This is a genomic window from Scandinavium sp. M-37, from assembly GCF_043558715.1.
GTDB classification, from domain to species: Bacteria; Pseudomonadota; Gammaproteobacteria; order Enterobacterales; family Enterobacteriaceae; genus Scandinavium; species Scandinavium vulneris_A.
In genome coordinates, this window is the sequence record NZ_JBIGIN010000032.1 from 1 (window position 1) to 19,035 (window position 19,035).

Genomic DNA, 19,035 nt, shown 5'->3' on the forward strand with positions numbered 1-19,035 from the left:
ATATGGCACTGAATGGCTTCACGCCGATGCAGCATATTCAGCGCATGAACTGATTCTACTTATCACCTCCGTTAAAAATGGGGGGATTACCACAGGAGAGTGTTCGTAGTAGTCACTTGCGTACCAGTCGTTAGTCCATTCCTTGCCACTTAATCCCATATCATAAACACCTAATGGATTCGGTGGATACTTACCAATTGGATAAAATGGAAGCCCCAGCCCACCAGTAAATGTATCTAACTCATCATAAGTTGGGTAATTTCTGCCACGCTCTATCTTTCCATTATCGGTTGCAAAAGGTAAATATTTACCCTCTGAACGCGCCGCATACTCCCATTGAGCCTCGGATGGTAAGTCAACTTTTTTACCTGATTGTTCTCCAAGCCATAAGCAATAATCTTTTGCCTGCTGCCAGGTTGCGATCGCCGAGTAATCATCTCCAAGTAGCAGCGGATAGTCTTTGGTAAAAGAACTAACAGGCGGTCGTTTTTTACCTGTTATTTTAAGATATGTATTATAGTCTTTATTAGTTACCTTATATTTTGAAATCATAAACCTACTAAGTATCACTTTATGTAATTTCTTATCATCTTGCTGAATACTATAAGGTATATGCTCACCAACCAGAGGACCAAAGTCGCCCATCATAAACTCTCCGCCTTTAACAGCGACCATATTTGAGATTGATTTTTCCACTAATTTAGTGGCTAATTCTGAATTTTTTGTAGAGTTGTCACAGGCTACAAGAGCAAAAGCGAGCAGTATGATTATTTTTTTCATTTCATTGTTTAGCATTACAAATCACCCTATGCCATTTGTGAATTAGAGTTGTGAGTCTCATTAATAAAGAATAGACCTGAGGGCCATGCTCTCCATTGACAATAGTGTTTTTACTCACGCTATCCAGACTACTTTGCTGTGTACCTTTAGTCATTTTCTAACTCCCTGAATTAGCCCCTTACACAGCTTCGATATTCGATTCATATAATCATCATTAGATTTAAATCTAATAAACCCTGAAAACATGGATAATCATTTATTGATCACACAACGAAAAACACCATCGCCATAATCATGATCGTCTTCTGATTTTGGACTCGGTGGTGAAGATTGTCTAAACATCGTTAACGCGTATTGGTCATCCCCACCAACAGCACCACGTTGAACTTTCTTTTCCCCTTTGGCTGGTCCTTGTGGATCTTTTATTGGAGAATGCGAGTAGTAATCTAAAGCATACCAATCATTCGTCCATTCATTTCCACTTAATCCCATATCATAAAGACCCAAAGGGTTTGGTGGATATTTACCAACTGGATAAATTGGAAGCCCTAATCCACCAGTATATTTACTCAGATCGTTATCCGTAGGATAATTTTTCCCTCGTTCTATTTTTCCATTATCAGTTGCAAAGGGTAAATATTTTCCTTCTGAACGTGCGGAATACTCCCATTGAGCTTCTGTCGGTAAATCTATTTTTTTGCCTGACTGCGCCCCTAGCCATATACAATAATCCTTTGCTCGCTGCCAGGTAACGCTCACAGAGTAATTATCACTCAGAAGCAACGGAGAGTTCTTAGCAAGAATGTCAACGGGCGGGGAGGGTGTACCTGTTACTTCCAGATATATTTTATAATCGGCATTTGTGACCTTATATTTCGAGATCATAAAGCTTCCAAGAACAACCTTATGAAGTACTTTATCGTCCTGCTGAATACTAAAAGGTAATTTATCCCCAACCAACGGCCCAAAGTCTCCCATCAGAAAATCACCGCTTTTAACACTCACCATGTTTGCAATTGATTTATCAATAAGCTTATTGGCTAATTCTGTCTTTTTTGATGAACCGTCACAAGCAACAATTGTAAAAACAAGGAGTAACAATGTTTTTTCTAGATTTCTATTTTTCATTACGACCTGCCTTATGCCATCTGAGTATTAACATTGTGATGTTCATTAATCAATGCAATATATTGTTTCATTTCATCATGAGGAATTGGTCTAAATGGTTCATCTGGGTCAACCGAATCAGGAAGCCTTTCATAGAGAGTATGGATATTTTGTTCGTATTGCGTGGAGTAGCTCCCCATCAATCCGACCTCCGTCATTCCTAAAAAGCTCAACAACGCCTTTTCATTAACTTCTGCACTCCCCTTTCCTTCTGCCGGTATAGCAGTCATGTGTTGCATCACATTGTTATAATCTGCTTTACTCTGTACCCACTTTAAGCAAAGCATTATTGCTGTTTTCCTTAACTGCATCACGCCCCATTTACTAGCGTCCTTTTTTTGGTTTCTTTGGTCTAAAATATCCAAGGCGTTGACATCCACTAATTGTGATATTATAGAGCCTTTTGTTTCTGGTGGCGTATACTTCAACTGATCTGGATTGGCGATAATGCTGTTCATTAAAGCCACACGTTTATCTTCGTTATCAAGAGCCTGGTTGAACTGTCTTAAAACTCCACGAATATCACTATTCAGGTGATTAAACATTTCAGTACCAACTTGAATATTTTCAGCAAGTAATATTATTGGTATCGCGCATAATGACTGAAAAGTACCTAACGACATCATCTTCTCAAGCTTTTGGTAATCCACATTCCTTAGCATATACATAAAGCCTTTCATGAATGCCGCAAACGAATTCCCATCCACTTCAAAACCTAATGAACCTTTAGCTCCAACACCCCAGCAAAGTGCTGCCTTACAATGAATTCTGAAGCGACTGTTAATATAGCTCACATAGAAAACTGCTGTTCCTCCGGCCCCGGCCTGAGCAGTTACTCCCAGGGATAAGGTGGCAATCGCTGTGAATTTCTTCTCTTTGGCAACAATTGGCGAATTCTCTTCGTGTTTTACATCGCTGTCATCATCGGGATGTGGGTCAAACCACTCAATAGCCCCGCTGACATTGCCACCTGCCTGAACGCCAGCAAAAGCACCAATTTCTCCTCCAGCCTTCACATCAGGCTGTGGGATAGTGAGATTTATTTGTCGCTGGCCTGGAGGCGGCGGTGGGGTCAGCCGTGCCGGGCTGCCTTTTATTCCATAGCCCTTTGCCATTTCTCCACTAAAATCAGCTTCCACACCCAGCTCTATCCCAAGGCTTGCCCCGGCATTGCCCGATAACACCGCATTAATCGTGTAGCGGATGGCCCCCATATTACAGACACCACCGACTGCACCCGCAGATGCTTTGGCAGGAAACAACAATGCGGTACCAAGACGGTCAGGAATAAAAAGTTCAGCGGACGCTTTTGCCTCACCCAGTGCAAAACTTGAATGGCCTTCCATCTTCGCGGAGGCTTTCTTTTCTAATGGGTTAAACTCAGCAGACAGCCCGGCCCCCTGACTGTAGCGCATCAGTTGAGCTTGCGCGCTGATGTCGACATATTGATGATAAGTTGACTCATCTTCAGGCTTATCATTTTCGTTGGGCCACGTTAGCCCTTTATTCATTTTTTTCGCCCAGTCAGTAAGAACAACATTACTGTCTTCTATTAGTTCATCCTCAAACTTAAGGCTGACCGATGCTTCTTTTAATTGCTTTTTTAACTCTTCGGTATCAATCTTCCCCGAACGAACTGTTTTTTTCGTTTCATTCCCATTAGCATCGACACCAGTAACTTCTTTATCTTTATATTTAATGAAACTGGCTTCACCACTTTCCTTATCCACCTCACTGAGTTTGTACTTCCGCCAGTGGCTGCGAATTTTATCGGAGCGGACATAAGTACTTTTAAATCCGGCAGTCTTCTGAAGAGGAATCAACTCCATAAGGCCGATAGCTGAGCCCTTGGCGTTCTCATCAAGTAGTTCCCCCTCGGGAACCTCTGCGGTCAGCGTTTTAAGTTCTGCCTTTAATTTTTCGTTAGCGTCATTGAGTTGTTGGTAGGTACTCTGAAGTTTGCTGTCATAAGCACGTGGCGGTTGTTTGCCTGCCTGAGTCAACATTTCGAAATTGAGCTCATCCAGAGCAATCTGCGCTTTCTTCTGATTCTCCAGCAACGCTGTCATTTTCAGCTGTTCCTGTATGAGTAAGCGGTTATCTTTTGCATCAACGCAAAGTAATGTTGCGCTGCCTGGATGAAAATAGACCTGAGGGCCATGCTCTCCATTGACAACAGTGTTTTTACTCACGTTATCCAGACTACTTTGCTGTGTACCTTTAGTCATTTTCTAACTCCCTGAATTAGCCACCGAGCAGTTCAATATTGATTTTACTTTTTGCCGCACCGAATATTTCAGCCGTTTTACCTTCACTGTCAGTGCGCCCTTCATAAACTGAACCATCAGCAGTGGTTATCCGATATCGCGTGTTAGCCAGGATATCGCCAGATTCCTTATCCTGTGCAATAAAGTTCTCACTATACCCTCGCGGAAGTTCCGGTTTAGGTGCGTCATAATCCGCACTTCCCATTTTCTGAACGTTGGCACACTTCAGTAGAATATTCCCTGGTGCACCGAGCTCCATATTTCCACCTGCTAACTTCATAAATGCACCGTCACAGTTAACAACCAGCTCTGTTGCACCCGTGATGACTACTTTGCCTTCCACACTGGTCACCGTGACGTCTTTTTTCGCAATAGCCTCAAGCGCATCATCCTGTGCCTGAATTTCAACTTTTCCCTTAGCGGCAAAAAGTTTCATTCCGGCTTTTCGGGCCAGAATACTCACAGCTTCACCCGCAGCCACGGTAAAACGCTTCAGTGCGCTGATATCCGTATTCTTCTGGGACATGATCCCTACGCTTGCTGTACCAGACGCGACACGCACTGCCTGAGGGCTGGTGATACTCACCCCTTCAGGAGCATTCAATATGATCCCTGGTTTAGCGAGTTCTTTGAGAGCTGCGTTAAGCGTCTGCTGACTCGCAGTATCTGCGGGTAGGGCATCGGCCCCTTCTGCAGCAGATGACAAACTTTTTGCTATCGTCAGAGCATTTTCAAGCTGGGCAATTGCCTCTTTCATAGAGAGCATCTTGTCCCCGGCGAGCGTTTGTTTATCTGCTGTGATAAATACCCCGGCCCCACCACGAATGGAAACGTGTCGGTCAGTACGAAGCTCAGCACCTTCGCCACGAAGAACTCTGGATGCATTGACGTTGTGACCTAAATTAAGCTGCGTCTTGCCCCCGTACTCGGTGCTGAGCTTAACGTGCTCTTCGCCCCGTTTGTCTTCCATCCGCAGCTTGTTCAGCCCGGCGGTACGGATGACGTTCCGGGTGTGGTTGTCCGCCGTCACGTGGTCCGCGTGGCGCGAGTCGTGCAGCGCGTGGGCGATGTAGGGCCGGTCCGGGTCACCCTCGTGGAACGCCACCGCCACTTCCGTCCCCTGTATCAGCGGGAAGTGCATCCCGTACGTGTCCCCTCCGTACGGCTTCGCCAGCCGCACCGGCATGCTCTCGTAGCCCTGTGGCTTCTCGTCCCGGTCCGCGTCGAACTTCACCCAGTACAGCCCGTTCGGGTTCAGGTGCGCGTACTCATCGTTTGCTTTCGCGCTGGTCACCCGCGCCATCAACGTCCCGCTGATGACCGGCCGCGCTATCGCCGCCGGGCGCCAGCAGCGCGTTTCGCTGTATGGCACCGCCGACCACATTACGCTCAGCGCGTTCTGCCGGCTGGCCGTGAACAGTGTCCTGACTATCACCAGCCCGTTCGCCGTCGCCGACGGCAGCGTCGGGATTAGACGGGTCCCGGTGATGGTCAGCACCTGGCCCGGGCTCAGCGTCGCGTCGGTACTCGCCCCGGACACCTGCGTCTGTTCGGCCAGGAAACGCTCATGCTCAATCCGCGCCCGGAAATTCCCGGTCTCCGTCGCCGGGGCAAATTTGTCCCCGCTCTCCAGATGCCCCGCCCGGTAGTGATACACCTCCCCGTAGGTGGTGCCTGCCCCTTCCCCGTCGGTGGCATCTGCCGGGGCCGTCAGCAGCACCTTCTGCGCATCGCGGTGGTTGTAATCCCCGGCGGTCACCGATGCCTGCGCCACATCCTGCCGGACGTTGAGGCCCCACACCGAATCAACCGCATTATCATGGGTGCCCGACGGGCTGTTCAGCGGCAGCGTCTTGCCAAACTGCCACGCGCTCTGGTCGTCGGCGAAATGCACGACTTCGCTCTGCGCATCAGGCTGCAGGGTGAAGAAGTAAAAAATCCCAACCTCCGACAGCAGGCGCTCAATAAACGCCAGGTCACTTTCCTGATACTGGTTAATCTGTTCCCGTTTTGGATAGTCATTCTTCAGAACAAATTCATATTCCCAGTCCTTCAGGCCGTGCTCCTGCAGCACCTGCGTCACCACTTCGGTCACGGACTTGTTGATAAAGAAGCGGTGGGTGCGGAACTGATTATCCAGCAGTTTCAGGTACGGCTCGATGATGACTTCATATTTTGCCTGATCCCTGGAACCGGACAGACGACGAAAATTTGTGACGACGCCATGCACAACTTTTCCGGTGGTCAGTTCAGATAATAATCCGGACTTCATACTGAACGTGGCGGATTTATTAAGTAACATCTCAGAGGAGAGATCATGGTGCAAGCTGGTAAAACTGACAGTGTAATGATAAAGAACGCTTACTTGCTCCAGCCCGTCAAATTTCTCAACGTCAAGTGGATAAGGACAGGAAGATATGTCCAGACTGTAGCGATTAAGAGTGTTTCCCGTCACTTCAGAAATTATGTCCATTTTATTTCTCGCTGAATCAGATGGTGTTACGTTTATTAAGAACACAGACATCAGTGCTTTGCCAACTTTGCAGAGATCGTCCATTTCCATAAACAACATGAAAGGGCTATTGATAAAAACAACCTAACGCAACCAATAAAATCCCGGCAACTCTAATATAAAAATCAGTATTAATGAACACACAGAAAAACCACATCCTAACGATAATAGCCTAACTCATCATAAATATACTTCAAGGCGAATTCATATAATCCGCAGCCAATAAAACACCAATCACCCAAAACCAATTCCGAGAATATATAACTTAGCTTTTGTGAAAGAAAGAAACACCAAATCGAATAAACGGCATTCACTAAGGCAAGGGTCATTCCAATCCTGCGAACAAGCCGGGACATGACAAAAAGAAACAAATCCTTTATATCCACAAAGTATCTCACGGACATATAGAATTCTAGTTTTTTTTACTCTCAAGAACACTCAGTGATTGTCAAACTCATTCATCATTTTTTTCATGCCATATCGAAATATTAAAAACCCAACATACGTCTGAAGCAAGAAGTATAAACCCCACGCAAATCTATAATTGTCGTAAGAAAAGAACAGAAACCAACCTCCCCACACCATACCTGTCCCCCCGAGAGCTAAACCGAGCCAACGTACAGCCATAGATAAAATAATTAGCGCTGATTTTTTTATTTTCATAAGCCACCAAAAAAAATAATCACAAATCTCGTTGAACTCATCAGGACGTTGATCATGAATAACACAAGCTTTTTCAAATGGTTTTACTACATCTTCCACTAAATAATATAGAAGATCTAACCCCCATACTCCTCAACTTATAATAAGCTTTAGGGTTTTTCTCACGAAAATACCTCGATGTATCAATCGCTCGTGAAGACTCAGCACCAATTGTAAGAAGCGATCCATTAATTGTCCCTGCAAAAAGCGCAGTCATTGCACGCTCAGAAATCACACAGCCTAATTTAATACCGGTCCATTGTGAAAAAAACATACCACCAATACTATGCCCACCCAGTTTTACTCCCAGTGAAGGAAGGTTAATCTTAGACATAAAATCATCAATAAAAACATTAAGAACTTTTTCTATTGTTTTTTATTTAAATGTGTGCCTTTGATAAGTTGAGCTATTCTGAACTTATCATCCAAATTTTCCTTTCTATGCTCTGTATCTATAAAATCATATCCAAGATAGACAAGATTAACAGGAATGGAAATAAAACCCTTGCTGCCAAAAAAAACCGGAACCATCAACATTTATCATATTTAGCATTTCTCGTGCTAAATCTTTCACCCCATCCATTTCATGAATCCTAAAACCCATTTATCATATGCAATATAGAAAAATTACTCACCAACAAAAAATTCTCAATGAATTTACAACCTCCATACTAACCAACAATCAGATCAAGGGTATTTTTATGTTCACCATGCGCTCCAAGATTATATACATTGGTAGAGCATATTGAAGCTTGTAATCACCATCTACGTTTAATGTTACTTCAGAGAGATTTTTTGATATTAACAACTATCATTCCATTCATCATAAACGTATGAGTATGCAAACCGATACATAACATAACCAACAAAAAACTCACCAATTGAAAACACACCCCATAGATATTTACTCTCATTAGATGAAAAGAAAAAAAACCAAACTGAAAATAAAATACCAGATGCCCCCAATCCCATCCCAGCACCGCGTATGACTCGAGAAAGGATAATTAACAGAAGTCGTTTTATTTTCATAAGCCTCCAAAAAAATACGCACAGACCTCATCAAACTTTTGCGGATTAGAATCACCGATTATGCAAGCATTTTCGAATGGGCGTACAATGTCTTCCACAAGATAATACAACAAATCTAAATCCCCAAGACTTTGCAGTTTCTCATGCAAGGCAGGGTTTCGCTCTTGAAGATACCTTGATGTATAAATAGCTCTGGATGCTTCGGCACCAATGGTAAGTACTAGCCCGGCTAGGCTTCCTGAAAAAAATGCAGCTACGCCTTTGGAGGTTATAGCTTCACCTAGCCTAACGCCTGTTAACTCAGTAAATGCAAACTTCCCCGCTAATGATCCGGAAATTTTTTTAACAACAGTTTCTATTTTTTCCATGTTTATACGAGATGCAAAATCGTTGAGCGACACTCTAATAACTTTACCAATAACCTCATGATTAAAGACGCCCTGCTTGATCAACTTAGCCAACCTGAATTTATCATCTTGGTTTTCTCTTCGATGATCCGTGTCGATAAAATCATACCCCAAATAAGTCAAGGTTACAGGGAATGAAACAAGCCCCTTCCCAAAGGCCCCCCAAAAACCTGAACTATCTACATCAATGGCATCCAGCATTTCCTTGGCGATTTCTTTAGCGCTATCCATGATTGTATTCCTTTAGTAAACCGATTAATCAAACCCCAGTTCAATCCCTTCCTGTTCGCTCCACCCCAGCGTCAACGACTTCGGTTTCTGCTTCGCGGCCATGTGAGTGAGCAGTTGCTGACTCAACACCGGCAGGATTTGTTGATTGAGGAGGCTGTCGACGTTACGCGCGCCGGTGTCCGGCAGCAGGCAGGCGGAGGTCAGCGCGTCGAACAGGCTTTCGTCGATGTGGGTAGTCAGGCCGTAATGACGATGTAAGCGCTTGCTGACCTGGTCCAGTTTCATCTGCACGATGATCCGCATTGCGGTTTCTGCCAGTGGGCGGTAAATCACGGTCTGGAAGCGGGCCAGCAGCGCCGGCTGGAAGTGTTCGCGCAGAATGGGCCGCAGCAGTTCGTGCAGGTCGCCTTCGGTGGTTTCCGGCTGTTCGTCCAGCAGCTGCATCAGGTGGTCGCTGCCGAGGTTGGAAGTCATCAGGATCACGGTGTTACGGAAGTCGATTTCACGCCCTTCTCCGTCGCGCATGAAGCCGCGATCAAACACCTGGTAGAACAGGTTCATTACGTCACGGTGGGCTTTTTCGACTTCATCGAGCAGCACCACACTGTATGGGCGCTTGCGCACTGCTTCGGTCAAAATGCCGCCCTGACCGTAACCGACGTAGCCCGGAGGTGAGCCCTTCAGCTGGGAGACGGTATGCGGCTCCTGGTACTCTGACAGGTTAATGGTGATGAGCGATTTTTCACCGCCGTACAGCACATCCGCCAGGGTGAGTGCGGTCTCTGTTTTCCCGGTGCCGCTCGGGCCAACCAGCAGGAACACGCCCTGCGGCCCGTTCTCCGACGTGAGCCCGGTTTTAGCCGCACGCAGACGTTGGGCGATGGCGTTGAGCGCCACGTCCTGGCCAACTACGCGTTTGCCAATTTCCGCTTCCAGGTTCAGCAGTTCGGTTTGTTCGTCCTTCATCAGTGAGGAGAGCGGCACCCCGGTCCAGTCGGCAATCACGTTGGCGATGGTGCGGGTGTCGACATCGACAGATAACAGGGGGCTGTTCTGCTGCATGCCATCCAGCTGCTGTTGCAGCTCACGGGTCTCACCCTGGCGAGAGATATCCTTGCGTGTTTCCAGCAGTTGCTCTGTGAGCGACAACTCCTGACCGTACTGGGTCTCGCGCTCGTCCAGTTCGACAAACAGGTTGATTTCTTCCTGTTCAATCGCGGCCAGACGCTCTCCCTGGCTGCTGCTCCCGACGGCGATATCTTCCAGCAGTGCCTGCTTCTCGATGTCCAGGGCGGTGATTTGCGCGCGCATGCGCGTTAACGGCTCCGGTACGGTGTCGAGACTCATGCGCACGCGGGCGGCGGCGGTGTCGAGCAGGTCGACGGCTTTATCCGGCAGCTGACGCCCGGTCAGATAACGGCGCGACAGCGTCACGGCGGCCCGGACGGCGGCATCAGTGATATGGACATTGTGATGCTCAGCATAGCGAGATTTCAGGCCGCGCAGCATCAGGCAGGCGGTCTCGTCGTCCGGCTCGTCGACTTTCACCATCTGGAAGCGGCGCTCAAGCGCGGCGTCGCGTTCAAAATACTGTTTGTATTCGCTCCAGGTGGTGGCGGCAATGGTGCGCAGTTCGCCGCGCGCCAGCGCTGGTTTTAACAGGTTGGCGGCATCCGCGCCGCCCGCCTGGTTGCCCGCACCGATAATGGTGTGGGCTTCGTCGATGAACAGCAGCACTGGCATCGGCGACTGCTGTACCGCGTCGATAACGTTTTTCAGGCGCTGTTCAAACTCACCTTTAACGCCTGCCCCCGCCTGCAGCAGGCCGAGGTCGAGGGTTCGCAGGCTGACGGTTTTCAGTGATTCAGGCACGTTGCCTTCGGCGATACGCAGCGCTAAACCTTCCACCAGCGCGGTTTTGCCCACGCCCGGTTCACCGACCAGGATCGGGTTGTTCTTGCGACGACGGGACAGAATATCGACCATCTGGCGGATTTCAATATCGCGACCAAACACCGGGTCGATTTTGCCCTCTTTCGCTTTGGCGGTGACATCGAGGGTGAATTTATCCAGCGCGTTTTGCAGCGCCGGATTGAGCTCGCCTTCGCGGACTTCAGCCCCAACCGGACGGCCGACCATTTCGACATCGCCGCCCTGTTGGGCCAATTCTGCTTCCTGTTGCATCTCCGGGCGCTCGTCTGACTGCGCATCGAGCAACGGACGCAGGCGTTCCAGTTGGCTCTGGCCCAAGGTCAGCAGCGGCCACAGGCCGTCGCAGCGCACCAATTTTGGTTTACCGACCAGCGCCATCAGCAGGTGAATACTGCGGATCTGATCCTCGCCGGAAAGTGACGCCAGCAGCCAGGCTTCCTGCATCAGTGCCTGAATATTGTCGGACAGGCTCGGTCGCGCGCGCACCGAGCGCGGCAGCGTATCCAGCCAGCCGAGTAAATCCTGCCAAAGCGCGTCCATATCCCATTCGTAACGGCGCGCCAGCACCGTCAGGTCGCCTTCGCCCTGCTCCAGCAGTTTCAGCAGCCAATGTTCCGGCAGGATAGACGCGTGGGCGCGGGTCTGGCACAGGCTCGCGGCGCCTTCAAGTGCGCGAGCACAGTAAGGGTTAAGGCGACGTAATAAGGTTGATGAGTGATACTCCATAAAGACCTTCTCCATTCTGGCACGCACTTTCGGGTTATTTACCACACGGGGGTTATCCGTTTCAGATAACCCCTCGGGTGGACATGTAAAAATAATGAGTGATGTGATTATTGATTAGGGCCGGGGCTAATAATGGCCGCCAATTTCCATGACCTTGACCGCCATCCCGACAACCGAGAATAAAACTCGGTGCTGCTGTGTAAGCCTGACGGAGCAGAGATTACTGTTGCCTTGCAGCAGTTCATAATTCATATCCCCCGCAAGTCTTGCCGCATCCGATGGCGATCGCCCGGCCAGAATATATCGGCGCCAGTCGTGATATTTTCGCATTCCCGCTGGCGGTACGCTGATTGATTTTCCTTTTCCCCAGTTCTGCCTGGCGGCAGAATCGTCAAAACTAAATGGCATAGTTGTTCCCTTTTATGTCCTCAGAAATAAGCCTGATTTCATTCAGGCACGCTACCGCCCATCGCTTTCCCTTCTAACAAGGAACCCTAAGCGCATTAGGTCAGATTATCGGATGATCACTTTTGCACTGTCCCCTCGGCATAAAGGGACGTTGCAAAAATTGCGGACAGGTCTCCCCGCCCGCATAAGGCATTACGCTAAATTCAGGCAGTCGTACGTTCGTTCCAGGAATCGGAATGAATGATGTTGCCGTCTTTGTAAGTCCAGGTGATTTTTTCGTAACGCAGTTCAAGCTGTTCGAGGTGATTGTGCTTCTCGTAAGAAGGATCCTTGACGTCGTGCATCAACGGATTCACTTTCACAACCTTCACGTTTTCCAGCTTGGTATTGAAATATTCCACTTCCTGGCCCGCGTCATTGATGCGATACCATTTGAACTCAGCAGATTTCAGGGTCTGACCGGTGGTCACTGCCTTGTAAAGGTACGGGCTGGAGGAGTCGATTTCCTTGGTGAACATGAACGGGGTGTGAATACGCGTCCCGGTCAATTTGCCCGTATTGTTGTCGGTCGGAATGTAGATGTTGTGATCCTGAGCGACAACTTCGATGCTGCCTTCACGGTCTTTAACGTCTACGGAACCTTTAATGTCCGCACCGCCGTCGTCTTTCAGCCACAGATAAACAGGAATAGCCATGGAATTACTCTCCATTGTGTTGTGAAGCGTCATCATCCTGCGATGACGCTGGGGATTTGCCCGGCACCTGACAGGCATTTGCCTGCGGGACCAGACTGATTTCGACACGACGGTTCAGCGCGCGGCCTTCCGGCGTGTCATTCGTTGCGACAGGGCGGCTTTCACCATAGCCCTGCACTGCGAAACAGCTTTCCGGCACATCACCGGTGTCACGCATCCAGTCGCGTACCGCTTCGGCACGTTTCAGGGACAGCGTTTGATTCAGTTGCGGCGTGCCGGTGTTGTCGGTATGCCCGCTGACCACAATTAGCCAGCCCGGCTTGGCCTTGATGTCCACCAGTGAATTCACCAGCACTTTGGTCGAGCCGGATTTGAGATCGGATTGACCGGAATCGAACAGCGACATGCTGTCGAGTCGGACCGTTTTCGGACCCTGAATAATTTTTTTGATAACAGGAGGGGGTGGCGGAGGGGGGGCCCAGTTATTGATAGCCGCACGCAGCGGGGCAATCAGGCGCATTCCCTGGTACAGCCCAAGGCTGTAACGCATCGGCGCCCCCTGACGTTGCCATGAATCCAGCAGTCCGTTATCTCTGCGCAACTGTTCCTGAGCCTGAACTTTCGGGGCCGGCGGGTTGCCGCTTAAACGCTGGTAGAGTGCGAGATGATCGCTGACGTTCTGGATCAAACGCTGGTTGTTGATCCACGAGGCGAGCATCGCCAGCAGCAAAAAGATCCCCACAATACCGCCCACTACGCGCCAGGAAAGCATCACGCGGCTGATACCGTGGCGGCGTGATAAATGCGGCAGCAGCATATCTGGCAGGGGCGGCATCTCCTCCGTGGGAGCGGAACGACTCTGCAAGGTTGTCACCGAGGCGGTATGCTGTTGCCACAGGTTGTCGGGCAACGTCGCCAAGGGTCCGCTGCACACTGCCAGCATGCAGGCAGGCAGCGCAGGTGTATCGTGGTGACGTGTTTGCATGAGGTCGGTCACATGGGGTTTAAGCCAGCGAAAAAGCGACTCCAGCCACAGCGAACTGTCCAGACGATGCGGGTGCAAAGCCTCAGGCGCGTAGGTACACCAGGGCAGATACGATTGCGCGACTCCGTTGTTTTCCTGAACCTGAATGCCTTCACGGTTGTTAGTGACGAAATACCAGCGGTATCGGTCTTCATCACTTTTTGCGGGCGCATTTAACCACAGGCAGGTCCATACGGGCGGCAGTCCAGCAAACGACCGCCGTGATTGCGCAATGGCCCGCTGCCACTGATGAAGCTGGCTGGTGAACGCCACTTCCTCCTGCCAGCGCTCCGGTGCAAACGCCATCAAGACTGAAACCTGTGCTACCAGTGCCGGACGCCCGGATGCGACAGACTCAGCGATTTGTGCCAGTTGTTCCGGTTGACGTACAGGCAGATACCAGCCCTGTCGCGTTTCACGGAAGGTCTCATCGGCAGAAAACAGCACGTCGCTGTCCCCGCACACCAGAACCAGTGCGCCTTCGAAATCCTCTGGCGGCAATGCGATATCCACCACGGTTTCAACGCTGTTTTGCATCTGACGCCAGTAACGCCAGCCGAGACCTCCCGCCAACACGAGGACAACCGCGCTCAAAAACAGGCGGCTACCGAGGCCCAACGGCCAGAATCCCCACACCAACCAGAGGGCAAGCGTGAAAGCCAGCGCGACCAGCAAGGGTTTGCTCAGATTACGCATGGTTTACTCCGCGCCCGCAATGGCCGAAACCATCTGCTGCAGGGAGGTCGAGAGCAGAAACCATACCGCGCCCAGCAGCACGATGCCTGCTACCCAGGACAGCCAGTAAAACCGGCGACCGCTACGCAGTGTGCCAGCCCGAGCAACGATAGGGGCTTCTTCTGACAGGGTGAACGGCGGCACACGCTGGCTGAGATTACGCACCACGTCTTCACGACGCTCATCCGCCTGCTGGCGATAGCGGCCAACGAACCCCAGCGTCAATGCACGCGAGAAACAGGTCAGTACCGCGATATCGGGAGATGGCTCCTGGAGCACGGTCCGAATCCGTTCCCACAGCTCTTCGCCTGCATTCAGGGTGTTGAAATACTTCGCCTGCAGTGGGTTCGCAAGCCAGGTGATATAACCATCATCCTGTTTGCCGCGGTTTAACACGCTTTCATCAAATAGCGCACAGAGTGTGTACAACAGATGATCAATGCTGGTCTGGGGCACCCCCTGCTCTTCTAGCTGTGCACGCCAGCCATCGAGCCATTCACAGGTGCGACGATAGAGTGCTTTGCCGTCGGTTATCTCCTGCCCGTTTCGCAACTGGCTGACCATCAGCCAGCCGGGATAAAACATCTGATCGATAAAGGAGGTTGGGTTGTTTTTCATGAGCGAAGCACCGCGTAGAGTTCGAGTTTGACGTCACCCAACGCTTCCGGGATGTAGAACGCGCAGTTTCCGGCATCAAGCATCGCCTCTGCGGCCGGGCCGCTAAGATCGAGTGCGAAATACTGATTCTCAAGGCGCAACGGAATCGCCGCAGGTACATGCGACAGTGGCTTCAGACCGACGCCGTTCAGCGCGACGTTCACCACATCGGCCACGTCTTCAACGCTCCCGGCTTTACACAGCAGTGGGAACTGCGTTTGCAGCAGATGGTTTGGAATCGATGAACGAACGGAGAGATAGAGATCAGCCCCTTCACGCAGACGCGCATCGTGCATTGCGCCTTTCCAGAACTGTCCGGTATGAACCAGATCGATGCTGATCACACGCGACGGCAGACTCGCTTCCAGCAGGGTATCCAGCAGCGTAAACAGCGGCGGGAATACCTGCTCCGGCGCATCATGCTGATACGCTGGAATATCATCAGGACTGTGCGTCAGTGAAAAGGTCAACAAACTTCCTGCCAGACGAGACAACTCGCGGTAGTAAAGTTCCGGATGACGCGTAGGGGTCTGGAACAATTCTGCCAGCACCGGTTCGGCACTGTTCAGGGCATTCAGCAACCAGAACAGCGAAACGTCAGCGACGGCAAAGTCAGCCAGACGCTCGTTACTCTCCCGGCGCATTTGCATCAAACGACGTCGCCGCGCCTGCAGGCGGTGCAGCAAATCGCTGAACTCCTGTGACAAACGCGGGCTGGCAGAAAACGACAGTGCGGGAGGAATAAAACTCTCGTCCATTGCCCATTGACCCTGCGCATTACGCACCAAACGAGCGACCGGACAGGTCAGCCAGGCTGCATTTTCCTGATGGGAAAAACGCAACGAAATGGCGTGGCGTAAAATCGCCAGCTCCGTTTGCTCATGTCCTGACAACTCCTGGACGGTCACCCACTCTTGACGCCAGCGCTGTGGACGTTCGCTGTTTTTACCTTCATCCAGATTCCCACCGTTAGCGGAAAGCAGCGGCAGCGCGAGGACAACCTCGACGCTTTCTCGCCCCTGCGCGTCAGTCAGGTCACAGACCGCAGGCAGGATATCGGCAACGCTGGTATCCACCAGTGTGCCATCCGGGAAGCGCACGACCAGACGGGTGGCGTTTAGCCTGGAAAGGGCTAACGCCGAAGCATCAAACTCGGCATGCAGCACGCCCCAGGTATGTGCCAGCGACATCGCTGCCACATTCTCGGTGTTATAAGCATCCCAACGAGATTGCTGCTGGAACTGCTGAGGGGCCAGCGTGGCCCCGTCAGTCCATAATGGACGATAAATTTTCATCCCTGGAATCCCACCTTACGCTTTCGCTTTCGGCATCTGGGAAACCAGCGACAGATTCACGTCCATGCCTTCGACCTGGAAGTGCGGGATAGCGAACAGCTTCACGCGGAAGAAGCCCGGGTTATCTTCGATGTCTTCCACCAGCACCTTCGCATCGCGCAACGGGTGAGAAGCCTGCAACTCGTCGCCCGGATCGGTCATTTCAGTGACCAGACCGCGCACCCAGGTGTTGAGTTCCAGCTCCAGCAAACGACGGTCTTTGGTGGTACCGATGTTTTCACGCTGAATCAGCTTCAGGTAATGCGCGATACGCGACAGCAGGAAGATGTACGGCAGGCGGGAGTTGATCCGACTGTTAGCCGTCGCATCTGCGGTGTCGTACAGCGCCGGTTTTTGGGTGGAGTTCGCTGAGAAGAAGCAGGCATAGTCGCGGTTTTTGTAGTACGACAGCGGGATGAAGCCGAGGTTGGCGAACTCAAATTCGCGGGTTTCCGGAATCATCACTTCTGATGGGATCTTCACCTGATTACCGGTGCCGAGATCGTACAGGTGAATAGGCAGATCTTTCACTGCACCACCGGCCTGCGGGCCACGGATCTGTACGCACCAACCGTTGTTGATGAAGCTTTTCACCATGTTAGCGGCGAAGGCGAACGAGGCGTTGGTCCACAGGTATTTATCGTGATCCGGACCTTTCACTTCTTCGACGTAGTTGAAGCTACGCACCGGCACGGTGTCGGGGCCATACGGCAGACGACCCAGCACGCGCGGCATCACCAGACCGAGGTAGCGGGAGTCGTCGGTGTCACGGAACGATTTCCATTTGATGTATTCGGCGCGGTCAAAGTAGTTACCGATATCCTTGATAGCCGCCACTTCTTCCATTTTCTCTTTCAGGAAGAATTTAGGCCCCGCGGAACCGATAAACGGCATGTGGGCCGCCGCGGACACTTTGGAGATATTGCGCATCAGCGCCACGTCCTGCGCCGAGGCGTCGAACTCATAGGCTGAAATCACGGCAGCAATTGGCTCACCGCCCGGGGTGTCGTATTCCGCGATGTAGGTCTGCTTGTACAGGCCGCTCTGGATGATTTCCGGGGCGTCCTCGAAATCCTGACGCAGTTCGTCTTTAGACAGATCCAGGATTTCCAGCTTCACGTTCTGGCGGAAGTCGGTTTTATCCACCAGCGACTTCAGACCACGCCAGATAGATTCCACTTTCTGGAACTCATCGTTGTGCATCACTTCATCGAGTTGGCGGCTGATCTGGAAATCCAGCTCTGCGATGTGGTGATCCAGCAAGGTTTTGTCCAGCTTATCCACCCGCTGACCGGATTTTTGCAGGCACTGCATGAACACTTTGACTGCGGCGGTAACACGCGCATCGGCAGAGGTTTCGGCCATCACGACGTTATCATCGAAACCGTTTAGATCGTCGATGGAGGAAACCGGTTTTAAATTGATTTTGGAAAACAGAGAGGCATAAACACCGTCGTTCGGCAGCGTTTTTTCAATAGTCGCCCCGCCCGCTGATACCTGGGATTCATTATTGACTGACATAAGCATTTTTCTCGAAATTAGTCCGTTAACAGTTCCAGTAATTATTCCTGGCCCGGTGCGAGTGCATTAAGCTCGTTACGCAGTTCGTCGCTTAAAGCGGGATCTTTCAGGATGGCTTCCAGTTCTTTCCGGAAAGTCACGTTATCCAGAAGATTGGATTTCAAATCACGCAGCAGGTTACGCATGGCCAGCATCGCTTTGAGCTGAGGTATTTGACGGGCAATCTGTTCTGGCTCGAAGTCTTTCATATCTTTAAATGCCAGTTTCACATTTTCTTCTGAATTGTCTCCAGCCAGCGTATTTTTCACGGTGAGACTGACTTCGGGATTGATATCAGCGAGGACGCTGTTGAAATTGTTTTTATTGACGTTGATTTTTTCGCGCTCAGACAGCGGCCCTTCTGCCTTTCCATTGCTGAAATCACCGACTGTCAGCAACTTAAGAGGAAGCTCAACTTTCTTCTGTGCGCCGCCGGTATGTAGTGAAAGCTGGATATTAACGCGGGCCTTAGGTATTTCCGCCTGAAATGAGTCTGCCATTTTAATTCATCTCCTAAATATATCATTCCCTGTAGTGGGTAAGATGCTCATATATAACGAACGTTGCACTTTTACCAGCATTATCCGGAAACGTAAAGTGGGTATTATTGTAACACTCTTACTATTAAGCAGGAGTTAAATACAGATACATCATGTCTTAACAACCCCGTCACCACTGGCTTTTAGACCATTTTAATGCATTAATTAATATTAACGCGGCCCCTATATTGACTTTTTCTTATCGAATTAATGCATTTTAAGAAGTTTCATACACGTTTTATCTCATCATATTTAGATTTACCCGAAAATTCCTACAAATAATAACCTAAAAATCCCAATCAATTTCTGAGACAAATATCACTTTTGCGC

The 19,035-nt window shown here is 50.1% G+C and carries 14 protein-coding genes; all 14 read right to left on the reverse strand.

Annotated features, from left to right (window positions below; genetic code table 11):
- Nucleotides 1–18: 18 nt before the first annotated feature.
- Entirely contained in the window at nucleotides 19–780 is a 762-nt protein-coding gene (locus ACG0Z5_RS19065; protein ID WP_394450277.1) for a formylglycine-generating enzyme family protein, read from the reverse strand.
- Nucleotides 781–1,032: 252 nt separating this feature from the next.
- Nucleotides 1,033–1,908: a formylglycine-generating enzyme family protein gene (locus ACG0Z5_RS19070; protein ID WP_394450221.1), complete on the reverse strand. Its 876-nt coding sequence runs from the start codon at nucleotides 1,906–1,908 to the stop codon at nucleotides 1,033–1,035.
- Between the two features lie 11 nt (nucleotides 1,909–1,919).
- Nucleotides 1,920–4,175, reverse strand: coding sequence for a hypothetical protein (locus ACG0Z5_RS19075; protein WP_394450223.1), 2,256 nt, complete (start codon nucleotides 4,173–4,175; stop codon nucleotides 1,920–1,922).
- Nucleotides 4,176–4,191: 16 nt separating this feature from the next.
- Nucleotides 4,192–6,687: a type VI secretion system Vgr family protein gene (locus ACG0Z5_RS19080; protein ID WP_394450225.1), complete on the reverse strand. Its 2,496-nt coding sequence runs from the start codon at nucleotides 6,685–6,687 to the stop codon at nucleotides 4,192–4,194.
- A gap of 775 nt (nucleotides 6,688–7,462) precedes the next feature.
- On the reverse strand, nucleotides 7,463–7,762 hold the full coding sequence (locus ACG0Z5_RS19085; protein WP_394450226.1) for a hypothetical protein: 300 nt from the start codon (nucleotides 7,760–7,762) through the stop codon (nucleotides 7,463–7,465).
- 691 nt (nucleotides 7,763–8,453) lie between these two features.
- Nucleotides 8,454–9,095 (reverse strand): hypothetical protein, encoded by a 642-nt coding sequence (locus ACG0Z5_RS19090; RefSeq protein ID WP_394450228.1) that lies wholly within the window; start codon nucleotides 9,093–9,095, stop codon nucleotides 8,454–8,456.
- 24 nt (nucleotides 9,096–9,119) lie between these two features.
- Nucleotides 9,120–11,753, reverse strand: coding sequence for a type VI secretion system ATPase TssH (gene tssH / locus ACG0Z5_RS19095; protein ID WP_394450279.1), 2,634 nt, complete (start codon nucleotides 11,751–11,753; stop codon nucleotides 9,120–9,122).
- Nucleotides 11,754–11,879: 126 nt separating this feature from the next.
- Nucleotides 11,880–12,161: a hypothetical protein gene (locus tag ACG0Z5_RS19100; protein WP_394450230.1), complete on the reverse strand. Its 282-nt coding sequence runs from the start codon at nucleotides 12,159–12,161 to the stop codon at nucleotides 11,880–11,882.
- A 203-nt stretch (nucleotides 12,162–12,364) separates the two neighbouring features.
- Entirely contained in the window at nucleotides 12,365–12,856 is a 492-nt protein-coding gene (gene hcp, locus ACG0Z5_RS19105; protein ID WP_394450232.1) for a type VI secretion system effector Hcp, read from the reverse strand.
- A gap of 4 nt (nucleotides 12,857–12,860) precedes the next feature.
- Complete coding sequence (locus ACG0Z5_RS19110; RefSeq protein ID WP_394450234.1) at nucleotides 12,861–14,576, reverse strand: OmpA family protein; 1,716 nt, start codon at nucleotides 14,574–14,576, stop codon at nucleotides 12,861–12,863.
- Nucleotides 14,577–14,579: 3 nt separating this feature from the next.
- Complete coding sequence (gene tssL / locus ACG0Z5_RS19115) at nucleotides 14,580–15,233, reverse strand: type VI secretion system protein TssL, short form (protein WP_394450235.1); 654 nt, start codon at nucleotides 15,231–15,233, stop codon at nucleotides 14,580–14,582.
- Nucleotides 15,230–16,567: a type VI secretion system baseplate subunit TssK gene (gene tssK / locus ACG0Z5_RS19120; protein WP_394450237.1), complete on the reverse strand. Its 1,338-nt coding sequence runs from the start codon at nucleotides 16,565–16,567 to the stop codon at nucleotides 15,230–15,232. The genes tssL and tssK overlap by 4 nt, the downstream gene beginning before the upstream one ends.
- A gap of 15 nt (nucleotides 16,568–16,582) precedes the next feature.
- Nucleotides 16,583–18,133 (reverse strand): type VI secretion system contractile sheath large subunit, encoded by a 1,551-nt coding sequence (tssC, locus tag ACG0Z5_RS19125; RefSeq protein ID WP_319626768.1) that lies wholly within the window; start codon nucleotides 18,131–18,133, stop codon nucleotides 16,583–16,585.
- Between the two features lie 35 nt (nucleotides 18,134–18,168).
- The gene (tssB, locus tag ACG0Z5_RS19130; RefSeq protein WP_394450239.1) at nucleotides 18,169–18,666 is read right to left on the reverse strand and encodes a type VI secretion system contractile sheath small subunit; all 498 of its coding nucleotides are present in this window, start codon (nucleotides 18,664–18,666) and stop codon (nucleotides 18,169–18,171) included.
- Nucleotides 18,667–19,035 lie beyond the last annotated feature (369 nt).

Bases quoted from the DNA above. Each gene is read 5' to 3' on its own strand.
- tssL (WP_394450235.1), bottom strand. From the start codon at position 15,233: ATGAAAAACAACCCAACCTCCTTTATCGATCAGATGTTTTATCCCGGC.
- ACG0Z5_RS19085 (WP_394450226.1), bottom strand. From the start codon at position 7,762: ATGTCTAAGATTAACCTTCCTTCACTGGGAGTAAAACTGGGTGGGCAT.
- ACG0Z5_RS19065 (WP_394450277.1), bottom strand. From the start codon at position 780: ATGAAAAAAATAATCATACTGCTCGCTTTTGCTCTTGTAGCCTGTGAC.
- ACG0Z5_RS19075 (WP_394450223.1), bottom strand. From the start codon at position 4,175: ATGACTAAAGGTACACAGCAAAGTAGTCTGGATAACGTGAGTAAAAAC.
- ACG0Z5_RS19090 (WP_394450228.1), bottom strand. From the start codon at position 9,095: ATGGATAGCGCTAAAGAAATCGCCAAGGAAATGCTGGATGCCATTGAT.
- tssC (WP_319626768.1), bottom strand. From the start codon at position 18,133: ATGCTTATGTCAGTCAATAATGAATCCCAGGTATCAGCGGGCGGGGCG.
- hcp (WP_394450232.1), bottom strand. From the start codon at position 12,856: ATGGCTATTCCTGTTTATCTGTGGCTGAAAGACGACGGCGGTGCGGAC.
- ACG0Z5_RS19070 (WP_394450221.1), bottom strand. From the start codon at position 1,908: ATGAAAAATAGAAATCTAGAAAAAACATTGTTACTCCTTGTTTTTACA.
- ACG0Z5_RS19110 (WP_394450234.1), bottom strand. From the start codon at position 14,576: ATGCGTAATCTGAGCAAACCCTTGCTGGTCGCGCTGGCTTTCACGCTT.
- tssH (WP_394450279.1), bottom strand. From the start codon at position 11,753: ATGGAGTATCACTCATCAACCTTATTACGTCGCCTTAACCCTTACTGT.
- ACG0Z5_RS19080 (WP_394450225.1), bottom strand. From the start codon at position 6,687: ATGGACATAATTTCTGAAGTGACGGGAAACACTCTTAATCGCTACAGT.
- tssK (WP_394450237.1), bottom strand. From the start codon at position 16,567: ATGAAAATTTATCGTCCATTATGGACTGACGGGGCCACGCTGGCCCCT.
- ACG0Z5_RS19100 (WP_394450230.1), bottom strand. From the start codon at position 12,161: ATGCCATTTAGTTTTGACGATTCTGCCGCCAGGCAGAACTGGGGAAAA.
- tssB (WP_394450239.1), bottom strand. From the start codon at position 18,666: ATGGCAGACTCATTTCAGGCGGAAATACCTAAGGCCCGCGTTAATATC.